The organism is Xenorhabdus doucetiae (assembly GCF_000968195.1).
Taxonomy (GTDB): Bacteria; Pseudomonadota; Gammaproteobacteria; order Enterobacterales; family Enterobacteriaceae; genus Xenorhabdus; species Xenorhabdus doucetiae.
Genome location: NZ_FO704550.1, coordinates 1,493,615 through 1,514,919, shown reverse-complemented (window position 1 = coordinate 1,514,919; position 21,305 = coordinate 1,493,615). Strand labels below are relative to the sequence as shown.

Here is a 21,305-nt window from a genome sequence, read left to right as displayed (position 1 = left end):
CGGGTAAGATTTATTAAAAAAACAGCCACTTCGCTGATTAGTACATAAACGAAGTGGCTTTCTTCACTGGATCTTGCCACAAAAGTAGCAAAATTATTGGATAACTTTACCGTTTGTTACATTGCCTCTTCAAAGATAGCAACGATTTCTTCATGTGACGCCTGAATCGGATTGGTGAATCCACAGGCATCTTTCAACGCATTGGTCGCCAAAGTTGGCAAATCTTCTTCTTTGACCTTCAACTCAGACAACCCTGCCGGAATATTGACATCTTTCGCCAATTTACTGATTGCCTGAATACAGGCTTCCGCACCTTGTACATCGTTCAAAGCACCGACCTCAACGCCCATTGCCGCCGCTATCTCTTTCAGGCGCGCGGCAGCAACTTTTGTATTGAACCGCTGGACATGTGGCAGTAAAACCGCATTGCAGACACCATGTGGCAAATCATAAAACCCACCTAACTGATGTGCCATCGCATGGACATATCCCAAAGATGCGTTATTAAATGCCATCCCTGCCAAGAACTGGGCATAAGCCATATTCTCACGCGCTTCCATGTCATTGCCATCGGCAACGGCACGGCGTAAATAATGGCTAATCATGGTCACGGCTTTCAACGCACAAGCATCAGTGATAGGATTTGCCGCCGTGGAAACATAAGCCTCGATAGCATGAGTCAGTGCATCCATTCCCGTCGCCGCAGTCAATCCTTTTGGCATCCCGGCCATAAATACAGGATCATTGACGGACAAAATAGGCGTCACATTTTTATCCACAATGGCCATTTTGATATGACGTTCAATATCCGTAATAATACAGAAGCGTGTCATTTCAGAAGCGGTTCCCGCCGTAGTATTGATGGCAATCAAAGGTAGCTGCGGTTTAGCTGAACGATCAACACCTTCATAATCACGAATATCCCCGCCATTAGCGGCAACCAGCGCAATTCCTTTCGCACAGTCATGTGGTGAACCGCCCCCTAAAGAGATCACACAGTCACAATGATGCTGACGCAGGATTACCAAACCTTCCTCAACATTTACCGTCGTAGGATTCGGATTTGTGCCAGCATAAATGGCACTTTTTATCCCAACATCCGCCAGTAACGCCTGAACTTGTCCAACAACACCAATCTCGTTTAACACGCGATCAGTGACAATCAAAGCTTGCCTGTAACCATAATTTTTGATTAACTCTACGGCTTCAGTCATGCATCCCATGCCAATTTTATTCACTGGTGGGATAAAGAAAGTTGATGCTGCCATTTGAAACCCCTTAGATTTTACTGAAGTATTCCAAATCTCAATGTCATAAATTGAATGACAATGTGACACTTATCTAACCCAGCAAATTTGACCAAAATCAATAATTACCGATGTAAACAGGAAAAAATAGGCGGAAGCCGGACATTTCTGGCAAGCCCAAAAGAAGTTTCTAAATCGACTCACTGTGTTTTGGCACAATGCAGGGATCAGTCGCATTTCGGAAAATAACCAGTTGAATATAACCCAAATAACTTAAACAAAACTTATATTTTGCTATAGTTTAATCAGACAGAAATGAGTGATTATTCTATGAATAATATTTTTGTTCTGGTAATACTCGGTCTTATTATCCTCAGCCTCGCGGTATTCCTTTATTTCCACGATGCCGAGATAGCACACTGGCTGGAGGGATTTGCCCAACGCTTGCTTAAATGACAACCATCGCCTTGATATTTACTTCTATTTCACGAGGCTTTTATTTCACAAAAAAGGTGCTGAAAATTCAGCACCTTATTTTGAGAATATTTATATCTTATTAAGCTATCTGATGATTACTCTAACCATTCAGTGTGGAAAACGCCTTCTTTATCAGTGCGCTTGTAAGTGTGCGCACCAAAGTAATCACGCTGTGCCTGAATCAAGTTGGCAGGCAATACTGCGGAACGGTAGCTATCGTAATAAGAGATGGCCGCAGAGAATGTTGGCGTTGGGATACCATTTTGCACACCATAAGAAATAACATCACGCAGGGCTTGCTGATATTCGTCGGCGATTTGTTTGAAATAAGGGGCTAAAAGCAGGTTAGCGATAGCCGGATTTTCATTGTAGGCATCCGTGATTTTTTGCAGGAATTGCGCGCGAATAATACAACCTGCTCGGAAGATCTTGGCAATTTCGCCATAGTTCAGATCCCAATGATACTCATCCGATGCGGCTTTCAACTGTTGGAAACCTTGCGCGTAAGAAACAATTTTACCCAGATACAGAGCACGGCGAACTTTCTCAATAAATTCAGCTTGATCCCCGTTAAATGGCTGAACCTCAGGGCCGGACAGAACCTTGGATGCCGCGACGCGCTGATCTTTCAGGGAAGAGAGATAGCGTGCAAACACAGATTCTGTGATCAATGTGACGGGAATACCCAGATCCAGTGAGCTTTGGCTCGTCCACTTACCGGTGCCTTTGTTAGCGGCTTCATCCAGGATCACGTCAACCAGATATTTTCCTTCTTCATCTTGTTTACGGAAAATATCAGCAGTAATTTCGATCAAATAGCTACTCAGTTCGCCTTGGTTCCAATCACTGAACACTTCAGCCAATGCCTGATTGCTCAGGTTCAATGCGTTTTTCAGCAGTGAATAGGCCTCTGCAATCAACTGCATATCACCATATTCAATGCCATTGTGAACCATCTTCACATAATGGCCGGCACCATCTGCCCCGATATAAGTCACACAAGGTTCGCCATCAACCTGAGCGGCAATCTCTTTCAGAATAGGGGCGACCAACTCATAAGCCTCTTTCTGACCACCAGGCATAATGGAAGGCCCTTTCAATGCCCCTTCTTCACCACCAGAAACACCCGTACCGATAAAGTTAAAACCCTGAGCAGATAATTCACGATTACGGCGAATGGTATCCTGAAAATAGGTGTTGCCACCATCGATCAGAATGTCACCCTTATCCAAATGTGGTGTCAGTGAGGCAATGGTTTTATCCGTCGCTTCCCCCGCCTTAACCATCAACAGAATACGACGTGGCTTTTCCAGCGAATCGACAAACTCTTCAATGGAATAACTTGGAACTAATTTTTTCCCTGGATTTTCAGCAATAACTTCATCAGTTTTATCGCTGGAGCGGTTAAAAATAGATACAGAGTAACCACGGCTTTCAATATTCAACGCCAGGTTGCGCCCCATTACCGCCATACCGACAACACCGATCTGTTGTTTGGACATGAATAACTCCCGTCTAATAATGACTGCGGCCCACCCAAGATGCTTTACGTCATGCCGTATGCAACAAAACAGAGCGGGCAATTTGTTAATGAAGTCACATGTTAACTCAGGAAAGGGCGTCGGGGGTAGTTATTGATGCAACCGATACCGTCATAACGTTTTTTTGCTGAAAAAATTTCCAACTGAGATAAATCCCCTATTGATATTTCGCATTTCAATACGCATTATTGAATAGTCGGCAAGTGCCGTCCCAATAACAGGTAAAACAAACTATATGGAATGGATCGCTGATCCGACGATATGGGCAGGTCTGGCCACACTTATCGTTTTAGAAATTGTTCTCGGAATAGACAACTTAATATTCATCGCCATTCTGGCAGATAAACTTCCTGAAAAAGAGAGAGACAAAGCTCGCCTGACAGGGCTTTCCTTCGCTCTTGTCATGAGAATATTACTGCTATTCAGCCTATCCTGGCTCATTTCCCTGACGAATCCCTTGGTGACTTTATGGGAACACCCTTTCAGCGCCCGTGATTTAATTATGCTGATAGGAGGGATATTCCTACTGTTCAAAGCCACAATGGAATTGAATGAACGGTTAGAAGGCAAAACCCTGCATACCAGCCAACAACGCAAAGGTGCCAGCTTCTGGGCGGTGGTTGTGCAAATTATCGTTTTGGATGCGGTATTCTCTCTGGATTCTGTTATCACTGCCGTGGGAATGGTCAATCACATTGGAATTATGATTGCTGCTGTGACCATCGCTATGATCCTGATGATATGGGCCAGTAAGCCGCTGACAAAATTCGTCAATGCGCATCCTACCATCGTTATCCTGTGTCTCAGTTTCTTGCTGATGATCGGCTTTAGCCTGGTTGCAGAAGGCTTTGGCTATCATATTCCGAAAGGCTATCTCTACGCGGCCATCGGCTTCTCCATCATGATTGAAGCGCTGAACCAGTTCGCCCAATTTAATCGTCGCAAGTTCTTGAACGCTTCCCGCTCCCTGCGCGAAAGAACCGCAGAGGCTGTTCTTCACATTCTAAATGGCAAACGTGAAAATGCTGCGCTGGATAATCATACTTCCGACCTGATTGCAGATCATACTGATAGCAAAGAAATCTTTGAGCCACAGGAACGCCAGATGATTGCCCGTGTTCTTAGCATGGCACAACGTACCGTCAGCAGTATTATGACCTCACGCCACGATGTAGTTTATCTTGATGTCCATTCCCCTACGGAAAAATTGACAACGTTACTGGAACAAAAACCCCATACGCGTATTGTGGTCACCGACGAACAGAGCAGTGATGAGCCCCTTGGCGTTGTGCACGTGATTGATATCCTTAATCAACAGCTCACTCACAACACTTTCGATTTAAGGAAATTAGTCCAGCAGCCATTGATTTTCCCTGAATCCCTCTCCTTACTACAGGCGTTAGAACAATTCCGTCAGGCACAAACCCACTTTGCCTTTGTCGTCGATGAATTCGGTTCTGTCGAAGGCGTGGTCACGGTCACCGATGTGATGGAAACCATTACAGGCAACCTCCCTGCCAGTAGCGGAGAGCTTGATGCCCGCCATGATATTCAGGTCACGGAAGAGGGATATTGGATCGCCAATGGGTTTATGCCACTGGAAGATTTAGTACTTTACGTGCCACTGCCATTGGATGAAAAACGAGAATATCAGACACTGGCAGGTTTGCTGATGGAACATCTGCAACATATTCCACAACAAGGTGAGCAATTGAAGATTGGTGACTATCTGTTTGAAGCGCTGGAAATCACCAGCCACCGCATCAATAAAGTGAAAATTACCCCACTCACGGTGGAAGAAGAGATGGAAGTATAATCCACGCTCTGCCATCGACGATATCCCTCCTAAGAAAAAACCGGCATAAGTCCGGTTTTTTTATTCCTATAAGTTTTATCAGTTTGATTTAATTTTTAGGGTATTGACCCACGATTACCCTAAGTACAATGAACCCGTTTTAATGGTAGCAATCCCCGACTATTGGATTTTGCCAATGGCATTGTCAGGCTAACGTGTTAAATAAAAGTTTTCAATAATATAATCAAATAGATGTGATGTAGTTATTCACGTAAAAATATTATGAGAAAGGAAAAACAAGACTGTGACAAAGCATCCGACTTTTAGGTGGCTTCACTAGGTAAAATTTCTCAGGAAAACAACCAGACCAAACTTTACAGACATTTTTTTAACGGCGTCACTTGGTAAAAAATCCAAGTAACGCCAATATATTACCCGTTTTCACTAGTTATATTATAATAAGCTACTTCCGTTAACGAACACTCTTCCGCTGAAATAATTGACGATGCAATAAAAACAACGGGTTTTTTGTTTTTATCAACATACGGAATAGTGACTTCTAATGTTTGCGTATATAACTGACCCGACTCTTTAAGAACAATTGGCCTACCTTCTTTTACTAATTTGGTTCTTTCCAATAGAGAAGATGTTGCGCTCATTCTATCAAGTTGATTATTTTTCCGATAAGCGTCATTTATAACAATTTGTGCAGCCCAGGATTGAACAGTTGCACAATAATCTAAATCTTTTTTAGTCTCATCTTTTGTTGAAGAAAAAGCAATATAGGGAATAAATAGCATTCCAAATAAAATATTTTTTTTCATAAACTATTCCACTATTAATTCTCTATCCATAGAATCGATAATCTCTCTTCTTGCTTCCTTTCCAACAATTATACACCCTTCCGACGCTTCTCCGGGCCTTGATCTGCTATCACCATGAATTCTAAAAAGATCTCTTCCATACATATTATTACTCTGACTCGGTTCTAAATGGATAGTCATTGCACCTTTGCTATTGGTATAACCTCCTATTGTATATCGTCCTCTTGGGATTGGTCCTTTTCCACGTATAGATTCTGATGCAGGATTATTTTTATGTATTCCATTACCACTATAACCATTACGAAAAACTAATTTGTCGTTATGATATAACTCACCTGAGTACTGATGATAAATCCAAGCCATTTAAAGATCCTTTTTCTTTAAAGTAAATTTAAGTTAAATAAAAATTAACCATTTCACTTTATATACTTTATCACACTTGTTGTTTATGATTTAAATAATTTTATAAGTTTATTTGTTAAAAAATATTACATTTTGTTTTTTTGATTTAATCCAGATAAATAAAAGTTCCTTTCTAAATAGGTTTTCAAAATAGTAGATCACTTGAAGGGAACTCAGTCCGATTTTCGCGATCTGATTAATCGCCCAAATCAAAACAATTCCCAAAAGGGACTGAGTCATGCCAATCATAACATCAATACCCCGAAATGAACGACGTCAAATGAAAAAAGCTATCCAGAAAACCCGGGATAAGAACTATGCACGTCGCCTCACCGCGCTCTTGATGTTGCATGAAGGGAGTACGGTTTCTCACGTTTCCAGAACGCTTCACTGTTCACGTTCTTCAGTTAATCGTTGGGTAAATTGGTTAACATTATACGGGTTGGAAGGGCTTAAAAGCCTCCCTGCGGGAAGGCCTGCCATCTGGAATTTAGCCCCGCTTCTCTCCGTCATTTCTTTCTTATTACAGCACTCTCCACAACATCTTGGCTATCTCCGTTCACGATGGAGCCTTGAACTGATTACACTTAAAATCAATGAGATACTGAATATATCGCTCTCTCAAAGTACACTCTATCGCTACTTTTGTCGGGCGGGCATCGTTTGGCGAAGGGCGGCGCCAACCTTAAAATTACCTGACCCTGAGTATGATGAACCAATGGCCAAAATCAGCGAGGCGTTATCCAATGCCTCAGGGAAACATCCTGTCTTATATGAGGATGAAGTGGACATCAACCTTAACCCGAAAATCGGTGCAGACTGGTGCTTCAAAGGACAGCAAAAGCGTGTTGTTACCCCCGGAAAGAACCAAAAACACTACCTTGCGGGTTGCCTCAATGCGAAAACGAAAGAAATCACGTATGTCGGTGGCTTGAGAAAGAACTCAGATTTATTTATCAAATTGTTAGATGAAATTAATCATCAATATACCAGTGCCAAGACAATCACGTTAATTTTAGATAACTATTGCATTCAGAAGAGCCGGAAAGGCAGGGTTTGGCTGGAAAAAAATCCCCATTTTAACCTTCTCTTTTTACCGTCCTAATCCCCGTGGGTGAAATAAAATTGAACGTCTATGGCAATCCTTGCATGAAACCGTGACACGAAACCACTGCTGCCAATTTATGTGGCAGTTGCTTCACCATGTCAAAATCTTCATGGAAACCGCTTCCTTACAACAGCAGAAACCGGGGATGAGAAAAATGGGTGTATCACAATTATGAAAACCTATTTACTATTTGTTTTTCAATTTCCATCTATTATTTTTGCAATTGAGAAAAGAATTAAATACAGTGCTTTTTCCACTTTTTAGGCATGTTACCATTTCCACTATCAATGAAAAGAGTAACATGCCTGTGTATCCTCAAGTTCATTTACTTCTGCCAGGGAAAATAAACTGCTTTGTTATCAGCTTATTGTGTCTGTTATTTAGTCTTAATGGTTATGCAGCTTCAGAACCTAACAATCGGAACGATACTACAATCCAGTTTGCGGAGATCACCTCCCAATGGGGCCAATTAACCCGCTCACACTCACCCGGTGAAGCCGCAAAAACACTGGCCGCTCAGCAGCTCTCGTCCGCAGTGACATCCACACTGACTCCTTGGTTTAACCAATACGGCAATACCCGCCTCACCGTACCTTTCGACAGCCGTTTTTCGTTAAAAGGCCTCTCATTTGACTGGCTGTTACCCTGGTATCAGACTGCTTCGGGTGCCCCTGGTGACGCTGGGCGCGGATTTTCGGCAGGGTAAACAGGGTGTCAGAGAAAACCGTTTTACCCTGGGCATGAATTATCGATTGGGTATTCCGTTTAGCCAACAGCTTGACCCGAGCGAAGTCGCACCGCTGCGCAGCCTGAAAGCCAGTCAGTTTGATTTTGTCAACCGGCGCAATGATATGGTATTGGATTATCAAAAGCAGACGCTAATAACACTGGCCTTTCCGGCCTCCCTCAACGGGTATGAAGGAAAGGAAATCACCTTTGTACCGACTATTCAATCCAAATACCCGCTTGCGCGTTTGGAACTGGATACGGGGGAATTACAACAGGCAGGCGGCAAAATGCTTCAGCAGCAGCCAGATAAAGTCACCTTGCTGTTGCCAAAAAACACAGAAAAACCGGTCCGGCTTTCCGGGATTGCTGTTGACAGCCGGGGGAATCGCTCCAACCGGGCTGCCATGATGATTATCAGTTTGCCGACTGAAAAACAGCTACAGGTGACAACAAATAAACTTAAGGCACAAGCGGAGGGTAATGGCAGTGTGATCTATACCGTGGTGGTGACCGATCAGGAGGGGCTACCTATCCCCAATCAAACGGTTACCTGGTCCAGTGACAAAGGGAAATTGTCACACATCACACAGAAAACCGATGCGCAGGGAGAGGCATTTGTGTCGTTGAGCAGTCGTCAGCAGGGGCTGCATACGGTACGTGTTGCCGTGGATAAGGATATGGCGATTGCGCCAGCGGTCTATTTTGATGCCGTGTTGATACCGGAGATCACCGTGGATAAACACAGCCTCAAAGCCGACGGAAAAGCGGTGGCAACGCTGACTGTAACCGTCAAAAACGCATCCGGTGAACCCGTGCCCAATCAGGCCATTGGCTGGCAGACGCATCTCGGTCAGCTTTCATCATCTGCATTAACAACCGATGCGAACGGTCAGGCCACCGCTTATTTAACCAGCCTGACAGCAGGAACAACCGCAGTCACGGTGGCGGCAGGCAGCAGAACCGTGGTTTCTTCACCGATTACCTTTACTGCATCGTTCACTCACATCCTTCAGTTGGATAAGCAAACTGCCATTGCGGATGGTCAGGACAGTGTCCTTTATACCGTCACCGTGCGTGATGCGGCCAACCAGCCTGTTGCCAACGCCGAAGTACAATGGTCAGTGGATAACGGGCAATGGCTGGATAAGCAGGATCAGACAAACAGTGCGGGTGAAGCCACCGCGCGGTTAATCAGCCGTACCGCAGGAACGGCAACGGCTAACGTGGCTGTGGCAGAAAAAAACCTCGATGCTCCTGTGGTGACATTTAAACGTCTGCTGAAACCCATGATCACGGTTGATAAGGTTCAGGCGAAAGGTGATGGACAGGATGCGATTGTATTGACGACGATGGTGAAAGATTCACTGGGGGTTCCGGTGGTAAATCAGCCGGTGATTTGGCAAACCGATCACGGTGTGTTGTCCTCGGGGCGGACACAATCGGATCATCAGGGGCAGACGCAAGTCCGGCTGACCAGCACATTTGCGGGGCCGCATCAGGTCCGGGTCCAGGTTGGCGATACTCAGGTCGCAGCCCCGGTAGTGACGTTTGATGAAGTGTTGTTATCAACCCTGCGGGTCAATAAAACCCGTGCAGTCGCGGATGGCGAAGATCGTGTCACTTTTACGGTGACGGTCACCGATATTGATGGTCAGGGCGTGCCGGATAAAGCGGTTGTCTGGTCTGGCGATGTTGGCGAGATGATTGCTGCGGAAGAATGGACTGACCGTCAGGGAAATGCAACCGCCACCGTTGTCAGTCACCAGGCAGGATGGGTCTCAGTCACGGCTAAAATCGGGGATCAGCAGGTTGTATCGCCGGTGGTGGAATTTATCCCCCTGCTACGTATCATTGATACTGTTGCTGTTGACCGTCAGGGCGGCAATGCCAACCAGAAATCCTTTGGCACCCGTGGACCTTCGGTATTCTGGCGGGGCGCGAAATTTCGCATTATCACAGCCGACAATACAGGCCGGGTAAACTGGCAGAGTGATTCATCGTCGGTCACGGTATCGGGGGATACGGTGATAGTGCAGCAACGCCCCGATGGCGTAAGACTGACGGGCACCGATGAGACAGGGCAACAGGTGGTACTGACCTTAAGGAGTGATACCTGGTTTGCGCGCTCAGGGCTGACAAAAGCGTTTTATTTTAAGGCGAATCAACTTTGCCAATCACTCGGCAGCCAGATTGCCTCCAAATATGCTTTTGAACGGCTTTATGCGCAGTGGGGTAATTTTTACCGTTACGAGGGCTGGGTGCGGGAGTTTTATGTGACATCAACGGATTATCTGGCAGGCCGTTCTGGCTCAACCGAAGGGCTGGCAAAATGGACATTCTGGGCAGAAACAGACCGGTGGATGCGAAATGCCTGGGCCAGTACCGGGTTTGCGTGTGGGCAGTAGCCGCATTGGACAGGGTGCCCCGTTATCAGTGAAGTCAGTGGCTGTTTTAACAGCCACTGAGGGGAGTTTTAATCTCGTCTTACTCGATTCAATATAAAATCAGTATGAGTTGTTACGATTACCGGTATGTTTTATTGATAAAATTAAAACATAGATAACCATAAGCACACAATAAAAAACATTTTGGTGATATTAATAGAGATAATGAAACAGAGGCGATACTATAATAAAAAATATCATTTAAATACAAAAAGCATTACTTAACAATAACCCGTGAAATTATATTGAGAGTTTGTAAAAGTGTGTTTGTTATCACGTTTTGATGAAATCAAAAATATTCATTTCATTTGAAGAATTAAATTAAAACAGAATAAAAGACAAATGTTTAAAATAATGAAACTCTAGTATAAACATTTGTTTTTTATTGTAAATCCCCAGTATAAAATATGGTTATCAGGCTAATTGTTTTAAAATCCCGCGCATTGGTTATTTTTCAGGACAAAATTCAAGATTAAAATCACATTATTAACGGTAAATCTTATATCATGAAGTTTACGATCGCTTTCTCACTACCGGCACAATAGATAAAAATAAACTTTACTGTCATTAATCAATGGAATAAAAACAACCATGTTCAACGATAATAAAGGGCATCATATGAGGAAAATGGATAATCTGGAGTTCAGAATATTACAACTGCTCAGGAAAAATCCTTTTCTTGCCCAAAAAGAAATCGCGGATGCAATTGGGATTAGCCGTTCAAGCGTTGCAGGGCATATCCTGAATCTGCAAAAAAAAGGACACATACAAGGCAAAGGGTATATTTTTTCCAGTGGAAATTATGCCGTTACAGTGGGCGCGTCCAATATGGATATTACCAGCTTTGCCTCTGCTGAATTATTAAAGAAAGATTCCAACCCAGGGAAAACAAAATATACGTTAGGCGGTGTTGCCCGCAATATTGCACATAACATTGCCGCGTTAAAAAATGACAGTTATTTAATTTCTGTTTTTGGTGATGACGCCTATGGAAAACGACTTTTTAGTGAAACCCGGTTAGCGGGTGTCGATGTCAGCCATTCCCATAAACTCAACGATGAAAGAACATCGAGTTATAATTCAATCGTCGGTGGCAATGGGGAATTACAGACGGCCGTCAGTGATATGGATATTTTGAAAAAACTCACGCCTGAGTTATTAAATCAATCTAAATCACTCATTGAACGGGCAGGGGTATTGGTTATCGACTGTAATTTAACTGAGGATGCCCTGGCATGGTTATTTAAAAACGCCGGTAATGTCCCGGTATTTGTGAATCCGGTTTCTTCCCATAAGGCTGGAATAGTCCGTAACTGGTTATCTTATATTCATACTATCCGGCCCAACCGATTGGAAGCGGAGACAATCAGCGGCATGAAAATTAACTCAATAAAAGCGGCCCAATCCGTCACATCCTGGTTTCATGAACAAGGTGTGCAGCGGGTCGTTTTGAGTATGGGAGCCGAGGGCGTTTACTATAGTGAACTCGATTATGTCTCAGGCCATGCGCCGGCACTGCCAGTTGATGTTGTCACCATCACCGGTTCCGGGGACGCCATGATGGCGGGATTGGTTCATTGTGCGTTAGCCGGCATGGATTTTCAGGACAGTGTCCATTTTGCCCAACGTTGCGCCGCGCTTGTCGTGTCTACCGAATTAACGTATTCATTAACCCTGTCGCCTTTCGCGGTTGGAAAATTGTTGGCATTGGATACCTATTCAATAACCAATGATGCAATAACAGGGTATACCCGACAAATATAATAAAAGTCGTCAGTGTATTGTGGCTAGAGCCGGGCTGAAAACCCGGCAATTTTTTTCATGTTCACGCATCGAAAACGACAGGCATGATTAATGTCCGGCAGAATGACATATCACCCTCAATGCAGAGAGCATGAGCGGTGAGCTTAAAACTGACAAACAAGCCCGGTGTGAATGCAATTTTGCAGATAAATATCCCAAAAACCGGCAGGGTAACGTGTTAAATCGTTTTCTAAGACCGTGGGTTTTTGCCAGGTGATATGCTGAAAACCGGCTTTTTTAATGGCGTTTTCATAGCTCTCCTGACTCCAGCGATAAAATGTAAACGGGCTGGGAGGGGTTGTCAGAAATTCGGCCTGATGCCGGAAGCCATTCTGCCAGGGTTCTTCACTTAAAATGGTGAAACCATAATTATTACAGTTTCCGTTTTTTAATTGGTAATCCGGTGAAGCCATGTAAGCAACTAATTTGCCGGCGGGTTTTAAATGATTTGCCACGGCCTGAAACATCGTTTCGAGCTCGTCAGTGGATTGCGCATAGTGGAATAAAAAAGCGGCAACGATGATATCAAATTTTTCCTCTAATTGCATTTCACTGACATTTTGGACGTGAAACTCAATATCATCACCGTACAGTTTAGATTTGGCTTTGGCGAGTTCAATCATTTTTTCAGAGATATCAATGCCGACAACTTTTTCCGCCCCGCGGCGGTGTAATTCCCGCCCAAAATAACCATACCCGCAAGCTAAATCCAGGACTGATTTTCCCCGGATATCTCCGACCATATTGAGTATATCCCGAAGCTCAGATTGCCGTTGAGCGACCGTATTGGAAAATTTTTCATAATACTCGCCAATAGCATCATAGCTTGCTTGCTCGTCCATTATTATAACTCCTGATAAAGAATATATTTATTTTTATAAAAAAATAGAATGAGGATGAAATTGTAGAAAGATAAAGTATTACGAAATCATTCGATATAATTATTTTTGTAACACGGGTAATCTTCCGCGATAAATCAGGATTAAATGAAATAAAACATAACCCGGCGGACTGTAGTCAAAACGACGGTTCAGTTTAAATTGAGAGGCACCTGCCCGTTATAAGAATCAGATATCAGGACCCTGTATCTGAATTTGTGTAATTGCCCGCTTAAGGTATGCCCATACCCACAAAAGTAAAAAATGTCATCACAAGCCGTCGCGAATGGCCTATCGCTGAAGCGGTTTGGCTTTGCCTATCAACCCGTTTTTTCCTTTTCTGGAAAAACAATTATTCGCTGACTTTTGTCAGGGCTTTCTTCACGCTATCCCGATGTTTAGTGACACGGGAAAGGCATGATGAGAACGCTCTGTTTATTACTCTTTGCAGGATTGATGGCGTCACACTTTGCCAACGCAAAAACGGTGGTCTATACCGATAGCCAGGATCTTCCCGCGAATCTTTCTCCTGACAGTAAAGTTATCTGGCTGGATGCCCCGGAACAACTTTATCAGCAGCGCTTTGGTCAGCTTCCCGCAGACCCCCGACAAGCCACTGTGCAGGCCCAGGCTATTTTGCAATCCCCCCAATGGCGGGAGCAGGAACAACAACTTATCGGGGCTTACCGTGCCGTGGTGGGTGCCTGGCAATTAGGGGTGCGTAAGTATCCGGCCGTGGTATTTGATGACCGCGAAGTGGTATATGGCACGGCAGATGTGGCCAACGCGACCGCACTCAGGGAGCAAAATCGGTCATGAATACGCCACGCTTTACTTTACCGGTTGTTATCACCCTGATAGCGGCATTTGCGCCGGTTACCCAGGCCGCCATCAATACAGCCCAAATCGTGGCCAGCAGTATCTCGCCTGCCTGTATTCAGTGGCGGGTCAGCGGTATTTGCTACTGGCTGTTTTGTTCCTGGCATGGTTGCACGGTAAAAACCTCTGTTAAGGTGACGCATTACCTGCCCGAAGCTGTGGTGTCCACCTATCACGCCCCCGGCGGTAATCCGTGGTCAGAAATGGCAGGGTTTAGCCCCTTATCCGGTGGTGTGGAAAATACCGTTACCGGTGTGTTATCTCACTTGACGTCGGGAGGAGGTGATCATCTGGTTAAAATCGCGGGACAACGCCGTACCAGCCTGCGTTTCAAATACGCTGATGCCATCGGCCATCCCGCTACCCAGCTGATTGGCGGGCAAATTCCCGGCTATTCCTGCCGCAGTGCCGCCACGCCCTTGGTACCCTATTTTCTGAGTACCCTGGATACGCTCGCGTGGCGTACCGGCTTGCCGGAATCATTCTACCCCGAAGCGCTTATTCCGGGTCAGCGGGAGCTGGGAAGTCAGATGACCGGCAATGTGTGGGGAAATATTTACCCCCGCTCTGGCTTTGTGAATCAGGCCGATGATAACAAAGCCTCTGCCGTAGTGGCACAACGGGTGGCCGATATTATCACCCGTGCCGGGCAGCCCCATGTTTATCAGGTCCTGAAAGGTCAGCGTACTGACGGTTATTGGCCGCCTGAAGTCGTGAAAGAAAATACCGGCACGAAAAACCATCAATGGCAGCGGTTATCACCGCAGTTAAGTCAATCCTGTGCGGTGTTTCCTGATGGGGAACACCCGGCTGCCAGCAAGGGCAATCAGGCGTATGCCCTGTGGCAACCCTACAGTTGCTGTCAGCGCCGGGGACAGCGTTTTCTTGGCAGTACGGCTATCTGAATAAGGGTGAATAATGACCAGAATAAGCGCTTTGTTGTTGATATTAAGCGGGCTGGCAACAGCTTCTGCACAAGGCAATACAGTATCCCTTTCATTACCGCAGGTAAATCACAGTGCACTGGGTTATGGGGCGGATGTCAGCGGTGCCGTCTCCGATACGCTGTTTTATACCCTGGGCGGCGGCTCAGTGATCTCACAACCGGCAACCCGCCGTTCCCCGGCCAAACTGGGCGGACTGGAAATCGGCTGGAGTTCGGATTTTATGTGCGGCAACTTCGATTTAAAAACCACGGTCGGCAATCAGCTGAACGGCATTACCGAGGGGTTGAAGAACCTGATGAGTGAGGTGATCCAGGGTGCCACCGGCGCGGTAGCCAGTCTGCCCGCGATGGTTATTCAGCGTGCCAATCCCGGTCTGTATGACATGCTGACCAATGGGGTCTTGCAGGCCAATGTGGCGTTCGACAAGGCCCAGTTCAATTGTCAGAACATGGCCAAACGGATGATGGATTTTGCACAAAACAATAAATGGACACAGTCTGCCGCGATGCAGGAATACAAGACGCTGGTTAACAGCGGGGATGGTGATGCAGTGAGAATCAATAATGCCGGCAGCAAAGCCACCGGTACGGGCGGGCATCCGTGGATTGGCGGCAAAAAGCAGGGCGGCAGGGGACAGAATGCTATCCGCCCGACCCGCGATTTGGCCGGCGCGGGATTTAATATGATGAACAACCAACCTGTGCTGAGCCAGTCTGCTGTTCGCCCGCAACACTGTGATGGTGGTGCCTGCCGCAAATTCCAGAATGCGCGTGAGGCGGCCGATGCCGTGGTGAAAGTGCTGGGTGATCGGGCGATCCGCACCTGTGCCAATGCCGCGGAATGCACCAGTGGCGGAGAAAATCAACAACCGGGTGCCACGATGGCCGGCACGGGGTTTGCACCGATGCTGGAAACACATACTCAGGCCAATATTGAGCAACTGGTCAAGCTGGTCAATGGCACGGAAAAACCGACGGCAGCGAATCTGGCCAAACTGAAAACCGGCAGTCTGGCGGTGACCAAAGGGGTGATTCAGGCGTTGCAGCGTGATCCGGACAGTGCCGCGCTGACAGCACGTTTAGCGGGTGAGCTGGCCATGGCGGAAACGACTGAAACGGCGTTGTTGATGCGGCGGATGCTTATCACCGGCATGTCAGAGCCGAATGCGGCGGCCCAGCCGGAAGCCTTAGCTGAAGGGGAACGGCGGGTTGCGGCGCTGGACCGGGAAATCACCGCGCTGAAAAATGAAATGCAACTGAAACAGGAACTAGCCCGCAATTCTATTCTGACTATTATCGAACGGGAAAATGTTCGCATTCAGGCTCATCCACAAAAACAGGTGCCGGACAGTAGCGATGCGCGTTTTCACCGGCTGGAAATGCCCGGCAATAACAGTCGGTCAGGTCGGTGATGGCAGAAATAACAAAAGCACAGATGATTCGGTTAGTGAAAAAAGGGTTCAGGACAGCCCTGATTATCACTGCGGTCACCATTATCACGTTGGTGATGGGCGGCTCAGGACTTAATCATGCTGAAAAATTCACTGACCTTTATCATTGGATTGCAAAAACAAAACCGTTCTGGCTGGTCTGGCGGCTGGGCCTGTATCTGATGCTGGGCTGGGGCGGCTGGAAAATCTGGCAGGTTACCAAAACCAAGCCGGAATACCGTGCGGCGTTGTTGCGTATGATGATGGTCAGCCTGCTGTTTATCCTGCTGTGTGAATATGCCCTGTCAGGCCATTATTGAGGGAACGCCATGACCACAAACAGCTATCTGGAATATTTTCTGACCTTACTGGGTTGGATCGTCAACAATGGCCTGTGGCAGATCCTGATTGCTACGGGGTTGTTTACGCTCCCTTTGGTGATAAAGGTGATAGCTGTCTGGCTGAAAGTCAGGGAAAGCGGCGAAGAGGAAGGTTATGGTGGGTTACAGTCGCTGGCCCGTATTGAAAACACCCTGTACAGCGCCTTTTTCGTCATGATGATCTGCTGTGTGCCGCTGGTGAATGTCAGCCTCAGTACCCTCCAGTATGATCAATCCAGAGCGAAAAGCTGCGGCACCTGGACACCCAAGGCACCCAGCGACAGCAGTTATGCACCGGTGATGTCCAGCCTCAATCATCAGACCGCTGCCGTGCCGCTCTGGTGGGCAGTGGTGCACCGCTTGTCAAAGGGCCTGACGCAAGCGGCGGTTGCCACCATTCCCTGCTGGCCTGATTTGCGGCAACTGCGTTTTGACGTGCAGCACACCCGTATTGCCAACGCCGCACTGGCGGCGGAATTGCAGGATTTTACCAATTACTGTTATGCCTTAGCGTTGTATCAGTGGCAACAACGGGATCAGGGGCAAACCACAGATCCGGCCACACTGCATGATATCGACTGGCTGGGCAGCCGCACGTTTTTAGCCGGTGACTATAACACCCTGCAATCGCGCACGCCCAGAGCCAATTACCCATGGAACGAGAGCCGGGACAGCGGCCGACCCAATACCGGGCAGGGCGGTTATCCGACCTGCAAAGCGTGGTGGTCAACACCCCAAACCGGACTGGAAGCCAGAGTGCTGGCGCAGGCCGATCCGGGATTATGGCTGCGTTTATCAGCGGCCCTGAAAATGATGGGAAAAGACAGTCGTGAATATAAAGAAGCGGTGATCCGCCGTCTGGTCAGTCCGGTTAACCTGGCGGTGTCGCAGGACGGCTATGTGTATGCCGGCTATGGCGGCAATGCAGATTTTACCCTCTGGGACCGGTTCAGTCGGGTTGGTGCAAGTGCGGGCGCGATGTTGGGCGGATTGATTGCCTATCCGATGTTTGATGCCGTGCGCCAGGCCTTGCCGATGATGCAGGCGGTGATCCTGATGGCATTGTATATTCTGCTGCCGTTGATTTTGTTATTTGCCGCGTATGAATTTAAGACCGTTTTTACGCTGACGTTTGTGATTTTTGCGCTGAACTTTCTCACCTTCTGGTGGGAAACCGCCCTCTGGCTGGACAGTTTTCTACTGGAAGCCCTGTACGGTTCAGAGACCCACAGCCTGTTTAATCTGGCGGGGTTGCAGAACACCTCCGATGACTTAATTATGGGGCTGGTGATGGGCACGCTGTTTATCGTCCTGCCGATGGTCTGGCTGGGGGCACTGGCGTGGGCCGGCGTCCGGATGGGGGATATGGCCGGTATGATGAGCCAGGGCGTGGGACAGGTCAGGCAGTCTGCCGGCATGTTCGGGCAGATGGTGATGCAGAAAATGATGTCAAAGGGAAAATAGCAAAATGAGAATTTTCTCTTTCAATGCAGGGTGGAATGATTTTACAGGTTGCATGTCCGATATTATTAGACCGATTTTTCAATAAAAACAGATTAAGCCGGAAGATAAATATTCTTTCGGCTTTTTTGATAGTTATCACATGATGTTGTCTTCGTGAATATGTATCATGTTCATGAAAATTTCGTAAGCGTCAGCTAAACTACACCTTGTTTATCACCTTTTTTCCATGGCAGCAGTTTTCCCAGATCCGGGGCGAGCTGGCATAACTCATCCAGACAAGTCATGACATAATCGAAGGGGATCATGCCATTGGCTTTCGCCGTTTCAATGACACTGTAGAGGATCGCTCTCGCCTGCGCACCGCGCGGGGTATGGCTGAACAGTCACACCTTTCACCTGATGACAAACGGTTTGATCGCCCTTTCCGCCCGGTTATTGTCGATCGACAAGCGACAGTTCTCCAGATAGCGGAGCAGTTTGGGCCATTGGTTGCCCAGGTTGGGTGATGAAGGGACAACCTCCCCTGTTTTCGATATTAAAAACAAGCGATTAAAGGAACTGTGTAAACAGGTTGATGAGCTTAAAGCAGACGATCAGGAAGTGATCTACCGCATTCTGGATATGGCGATCACGCAGGAGAAGATGAAGCAGGTAATGCGTTGATATTTAATCATGGCTGAACGCAATTCAGCACCAGAAGTGACCATTTCCAAAACACAGCACCGTGTGAAAGTCGGCTATGTTGGCATCTGCCACACCAACCGTAAAACCAAAGTCCCCACTCGTTACTCACAAAGCCCCAGCCTCCAGCTTAAAGGCGACTGGCTGAAGGAAGCGGGATTTGACACCAGAACCGGCGTTACTGTGAGGATTTCACAGGGGGGAATCGTGCTGATCGCCGACTGCAACGAGGTGCAGGAACTGCGCGAGCAGCTTTATCAGGTGCGGCAGGTGGTAAAAGGGATTAAGGACGGGATGTTTAGTGTGCTGAACAACGGTGGCTAAATAAAAATAGCCGGGAAGATTTTATTTCTTTCCCGACTTATCCGTAATTATACCAATCTAACTTGAAGATGCAGGTTTTAAAATCTGAAAGTTGTCAGTCAGTCTAGTCGTGAGTTCTTTCGCTTTTTCTGGCAAAGTGACATGAAAAAAGTGACGAAGGGTTTCACGGAATGTCTTCGCATCCGGAAAATAAACATTGTTACGTACTTGCTCATTCATATACTTCCACAATCGCTCTATTGGATTGAGGTTTGGGCTGTAAGGCGGTAGGTAATGCAGTTCAATATTAAGGACATATGCCACCTCTTTCACCAATTCTGCCCGGTGGTAACCCGCCCCATCCAGAATAATATGAATTTTTTGCGAAAGTGGGTAAGTTTCTCTAATAGCGCCGAAAAAATACGCGATATTTTCGGCATTGATACTCGGGTATTCACGGATCACGGTGTCTTCAATTCGTTGTAAATTGAGGGCGCCCAGAAGATTGAGACGGGTACGACTGCCGGTGGTTTCGACCACTTTTACCTGATTTTTCCCCGCTTTCATCCAACCATAGCTGAGCTTTGTGGACTGCGAAGGATGCACCGCATCAATAAATAGGATAGGTTCATTCTGACCTGCCCGGTCTTTCAGAGACTGGTAGTCATCAATAAATTGTTGCTGCTTATCCGCATCGAATTTATGAGGAACGCCCTTTGGCTTTTTGTAGCTGAAACCTTGTCGGTGAAGCCATTTCGTCATGCCTCCCACGCTGAAAGACACCTGCCAACGAGCTCGTACATAATCCACAATTTGAGCGGTCGTATGCAGCAAATTTGCCGTCAAATAATCAACCAGATCGGCGGTTTGTTTGGCAGAGAGATGGCTTTCAGAACCGCCATTTTCGGGGGTGAGTTTTTCCTGCGCGATGAAATCTTTTAGGTGACGGCTTACCGTAGTTTCATGAATACGTAAGGCCTGAGCAATCATCTGAGCTGTCCAGCCCTCTGACGCCAAAAGCACGGCCTTGATGCGATCACAGACTCGACTATCACGAGTGGTATCATGCATCAATTCGAGGGCACGTTTTTGTTCTGGTGTCAGATGAATTTTCATGATTGCAAGCATGATCGGGTTTGGATAAGAAATCAAGCATCTTCAATGGCGATTGGTATATATTTTTTTATCTGGATGATTTGTTGCTATAGAAAATGCTTTATAAATCGCTATCCCAACACTTTCAAAATCTGAATCAGCAGGAAGACATATCATGTCGTCTACTAACATTGTTTCCCATTTATTGATATTGAAATTGTCGAAAGGAATAATTTCAATTCGGTTTCTATCAAAATTCCTCTGAGCAATAACCAACCTACTAGTCCTTAACAGTTCTGAATAAGACTTTGCACCAATCCAGCCACAAAGTTGTTTCCTCAGTTCCTTCAACTCCCACGGAGAATAAGAAGGTTTAATAGCCCCATAATTATCAATAGCTCTTAACACACTCTCACCCAGCAAGGAATAGTTTATGTCTATAGGCAACGAATTTGTTAATGCTACATTTTCACTGGGACATTCACTCTGTCGCTCATCTTGTTTCGAACGCTGAATGATAAAATATTTATCCCCATACTCGTAAATAATGGCATCGTGTTTTTGCATATTAGCCCTACAAGTTTCCAATGGTTGTTGGATCTATTCTGTTCACACTCGTTGGCCCTATAGTCGTTCCAGATAAAGGACCGCTCTCAATAATGCCTCCATTTTGGGACAGTAAAGGATATCCTTTCGTTTGGTTTTTAGTGAATGGAGCCGTTGTTGATGCTTTTGCATCTACTAACTTAATCGGTGAATTAGGTGATGTTATTGCATTATCAACAATAACTCTGTAGTTAACTGGATTACCATTAGCATCTAAAGGACGAATATAGACCTGCTCAAATACATTATTTGCACCATATTTATTCTGAGCAG

At 46.2% G+C, this 21,305-nt stretch carries 18 protein-coding genes and 2 pseudogenes; 12 read left to right on the top strand and 8 right to left on the bottom strand.

Annotated features, from left to right (window positions below; translation table 11 throughout):
• Nucleotides 1-116: 116 nt before the first annotated feature.
• Together yiaY and gndA are read right to left on the bottom strand one after the other, a co-directional pair.
• Nucleotides 117-1,268: an L-threonine dehydrogenase gene (gene yiaY, locus XDD1_RS07030; RefSeq protein ID WP_045969888.1), complete on the bottom strand. Its 1,152-nt coding sequence runs from the start codon at nt 1,266-1,268 to the stop codon at nt 117-119.
• Between the two features lie 551 nt (nt 1,269-1,819).
• A complete protein-coding gene (gndA, locus tag XDD1_RS07025; protein WP_045969886.1) occupies nt 1,820-3,226 on the bottom strand; it encodes an NADP-dependent phosphogluconate dehydrogenase in 1,407 nt (468 codons plus the stop codon).
• Between the two features lie 274 nt (nt 3,227-3,500).
• On the opposite strand from gndA, the gene XDD1_RS07020 reads away from it, so the two are divergent.
• Nucleotides 3,501-5,081: a TerC family protein gene (locus XDD1_RS07020; protein ID WP_045969884.1), complete on the top strand. Its 1,581-nt coding sequence runs from the start codon at nt 3,501-3,503 to the stop codon at nt 5,079-5,081.
• 410 nt (nt 5,082-5,491) lie between these two features.
• Here XDD1_RS07020 and XDD1_RS07015 read toward each other — a convergent pair whose 3' ends face one another.
• Nucleotides 5,492-5,884, bottom strand: a complete 393-nt coding sequence (locus XDD1_RS07015) for a hypothetical protein (protein WP_045969882.1) — start codon at nt 5,882-5,884, stop codon at nt 5,492-5,494.
• A gap of 3 nt (nt 5,885-5,887) precedes the next feature.
• The gene (locus XDD1_RS07010) at nt 5,888-6,247 is read right to left on the bottom strand and encodes a tlde1 domain-containing protein (protein WP_045969880.1); all 360 of its coding nucleotides are present in this window, start codon (nt 6,245-6,247) and stop codon (nt 5,888-5,890) included.
• 277 nt (nt 6,248-6,524) lie between these two features.
• Between XDD1_RS07010 and XDD1_RS07000 the strand changes: the two are divergent.
• The 4 genes and pseudogenes from XDD1_RS07000 (at nt 6,525) to XDD1_RS06990 (ending at nt 12,331) form a co-directional block, all read left to right on the top strand.
• Nucleotides 6,525-7,569, top strand: a pseudogene (locus XDD1_RS07000) (IS630 family transposase).
• Nucleotides 7,570-7,695: 126 nt separating this feature from the next.
• The gene (locus tag XDD1_RS19870) at nt 7,696-8,100 is read left to right on the top strand and encodes an inverse autotransporter beta domain-containing protein (RefSeq protein ID WP_231854474.1); all 405 of its coding nucleotides are present in this window, start codon (nt 7,696-7,698) and stop codon (nt 8,098-8,100) included.
• Nucleotides 8,069-10,528 carry an Ig-like domain-containing protein gene (locus XDD1_RS06995; protein ID WP_231854473.1) on the top strand — a complete coding sequence of 820 codons (2,460 nt, stop codon included), beginning with the start codon at nt 8,069-8,071 and terminating at the stop codon, nt 10,526-10,528. The genes XDD1_RS19870 and XDD1_RS06995 overlap by 32 nt, the downstream gene beginning before the upstream one ends.
• Before the next feature lie 666 nt (nt 10,529-11,194).
• The gene (locus tag XDD1_RS06990; protein ID WP_084721123.1) at nt 11,195-12,331 is read left to right on the top strand and encodes a PfkB family carbohydrate kinase; all 1,137 of its coding nucleotides are present in this window, start codon (nt 11,195-11,197) and stop codon (nt 12,329-12,331) included.
• Between the two features lie 143 nt (nt 12,332-12,474).
• On the opposite strand, the gene XDD1_RS06985 is transcribed toward XDD1_RS06990, so the two are convergent.
• Nucleotides 12,475-13,212, bottom strand: coding sequence for a class I SAM-dependent DNA methyltransferase (locus tag XDD1_RS06985; protein WP_045969875.1), 738 nt, complete (start codon nt 13,210-13,212; stop codon nt 12,475-12,477).
• A gap of 453 nt (nt 13,213-13,665) precedes the next feature.
• Between XDD1_RS06985 and XDD1_RS06980 the strand changes: the two genes are divergently transcribed.
• From XDD1_RS06980 to XDD1_RS06960, 5 genes are read left to right on the top strand one after another with little or no spacing between them, the layout of a single operon-like run.
• Nucleotides 13,666-14,067 carry a TIGR03757 family integrating conjugative element protein gene (locus tag XDD1_RS06980; RefSeq protein WP_408068282.1) on the top strand — a complete coding sequence of 134 codons (402 nt, stop codon included), beginning with the start codon at nt 13,666-13,668 and terminating at the stop codon, nt 14,065-14,067.
• Nucleotides 14,064-15,032: a TIGR03756 family integrating conjugative element protein gene (locus XDD1_RS06975; protein ID WP_045969871.1), complete on the top strand. Its 969-nt coding sequence runs from the start codon at nt 14,064-14,066 to the stop codon at nt 15,030-15,032. Before XDD1_RS06980 ends, XDD1_RS06975 begins: the two co-directional genes overlap by 4 nt.
• A gap of 13 nt (nt 15,033-15,045) precedes the next feature.
• Complete coding sequence (locus tag XDD1_RS06970) at nt 15,046-16,485, top strand: integrating conjugative element protein (RefSeq protein WP_045969869.1); 1,440 nt, start codon at nt 15,046-15,048, stop codon at nt 16,483-16,485.
• On the top strand, nt 16,485-16,823 hold the full coding sequence (locus XDD1_RS06965) for a hypothetical protein (protein WP_231854472.1): 339 nt from the start codon (nt 16,485-16,487) through the stop codon (nt 16,821-16,823). Before XDD1_RS06970 ends, XDD1_RS06965 begins: the two co-directional genes overlap by 1 nt.
• A 9-nt stretch (nt 16,824-16,832) precedes the next feature.
• Entirely contained in the window at nt 16,833-18,347 is a 1,515-nt protein-coding gene (locus tag XDD1_RS06960) for a conjugal transfer protein TraG N-terminal domain-containing protein (RefSeq protein WP_045969867.1), read from the top strand.
• A 194-nt stretch (nt 18,348-18,541) separates the two neighbouring features.
• Here the strand turns inward: XDD1_RS06960 and XDD1_RS19625 are convergent.
• Nucleotides 18,542-18,844 (bottom strand): annotated as a pseudogene (locus XDD1_RS19625) (IS66 family transposase); the annotation flags it as partial.
• 1 nt (nt 18,845) lies between these two features.
• Between XDD1_RS19625 and XDD1_RS06955 the strand changes: the two are divergent.
• Both XDD1_RS06955 and XDD1_RS06950 read left to right on the top strand, forming a co-directional pair.
• Entirely contained in the window at nt 18,846-19,010 is a 165-nt protein-coding gene (locus XDD1_RS06955; protein ID WP_231854535.1) for a hypothetical protein, read from the top strand.
• Between the two features lie 9 nt (nt 19,011-19,019).
• Entirely contained in the window at nt 19,020-19,352 is a 333-nt protein-coding gene (locus tag XDD1_RS06950; RefSeq protein ID WP_045969865.1) for a SymE family type I addiction module toxin, read from the top strand.
• A gap of 57 nt (nt 19,353-19,409) precedes the next feature.
• On the opposite strand, the gene XDD1_RS06945 is transcribed toward XDD1_RS06950, so the two are convergent.
• Nucleotides 19,410-20,447 carry an IS630 family transposase gene (locus XDD1_RS06945; protein ID WP_045968390.1) on the bottom strand — a complete coding sequence of 346 codons (1,038 nt, stop codon included), beginning with the start codon at nt 20,445-20,447 and terminating at the stop codon, nt 19,410-19,412.
• 42 nt (nt 20,448-20,489) lie between these two features.
• Nucleotides 20,490-20,993 (bottom strand): contact-dependent growth inhibition system immunity protein, encoded by a 504-nt coding sequence (locus XDD1_RS06940; protein ID WP_045969864.1) that lies wholly within the window; start codon nt 20,991-20,993, stop codon nt 20,490-20,492.
• Nucleotides 20,994-21,305: the final 312 nt, after the last annotated feature.

Bases quoted from the DNA above. Each gene is read 5' to 3' on its own strand.
- XDD1_RS06990 (WP_084721123.1), top strand. From the start codon at position 11,195: ATGGATAATCTGGAGTTCAGAATATTACAACTGCTCAGGAAAAATCCT.
- XDD1_RS07010 (WP_045969880.1), bottom strand. From the start codon at position 6,247: ATGGCTTGGATTTATCATCAGTACTCAGGTGAGTTATATCATAACGAC.
- XDD1_RS07020 (WP_045969884.1), top strand. From the start codon at position 3,501: ATGGAATGGATCGCTGATCCGACGATATGGGCAGGTCTGGCCACACTT.
- XDD1_RS06950 (WP_045969865.1), top strand. From the start codon at position 19,020: ATGGCTGAACGCAATTCAGCACCAGAAGTGACCATTTCCAAAACACAG.
- XDD1_RS06970 (WP_045969869.1), top strand. From the start codon at position 15,046: ATGACCAGAATAAGCGCTTTGTTGTTGATATTAAGCGGGCTGGCAACA.
- yiaY (WP_045969888.1), bottom strand. From the start codon at position 1,268: ATGGCAGCATCAACTTTCTTTATCCCACCAGTGAATAAAATTGGCATG.
- XDD1_RS06965 (WP_231854472.1), top strand. From the start codon at position 16,485: ATGGCAGAAATAACAAAAGCACAGATGATTCGGTTAGTGAAAAAAGGG.
- XDD1_RS19870 (WP_231854474.1), top strand. From the start codon at position 7,696: ATGCCTGTGTATCCTCAAGTTCATTTACTTCTGCCAGGGAAAATAAAC.
- XDD1_RS06945 (WP_045968390.1), bottom strand. From the start codon at position 20,447: ATGAAAATTCATCTGACACCAGAACAAAAACGTGCCCTCGAATTGATG.
- XDD1_RS06985 (WP_045969875.1), bottom strand. From the start codon at position 13,212: ATGGACGAGCAAGCAAGCTATGATGCTATTGGCGAGTATTATGAAAAA.
- XDD1_RS06980 (WP_408068282.1), top strand. From the start codon at position 13,666: ATGATGAGAACGCTCTGTTTATTACTCTTTGCAGGATTGATGGCGTCA.
- XDD1_RS07015 (WP_045969882.1), bottom strand. From the start codon at position 5,884: ATGAAAAAAAATATTTTATTTGGAATGCTATTTATTCCCTATATTGCT.
- XDD1_RS06960 (WP_045969867.1), top strand. From the start codon at position 16,833: ATGACCACAAACAGCTATCTGGAATATTTTCTGACCTTACTGGGTTGG.
- XDD1_RS06940 (WP_045969864.1), bottom strand. From the start codon at position 20,993: ATGCAAAAACACGATGCCATTATTTACGAGTATGGGGATAAATATTTT.
- gndA (WP_045969886.1), bottom strand. From the start codon at position 3,226: ATGTCCAAACAACAGATCGGTGTTGTCGGTATGGCGGTAATGGGGCGC.
- XDD1_RS06975 (WP_045969871.1), top strand. From the start codon at position 14,064: ATGAATACGCCACGCTTTACTTTACCGGTTGTTATCACCCTGATAGCG.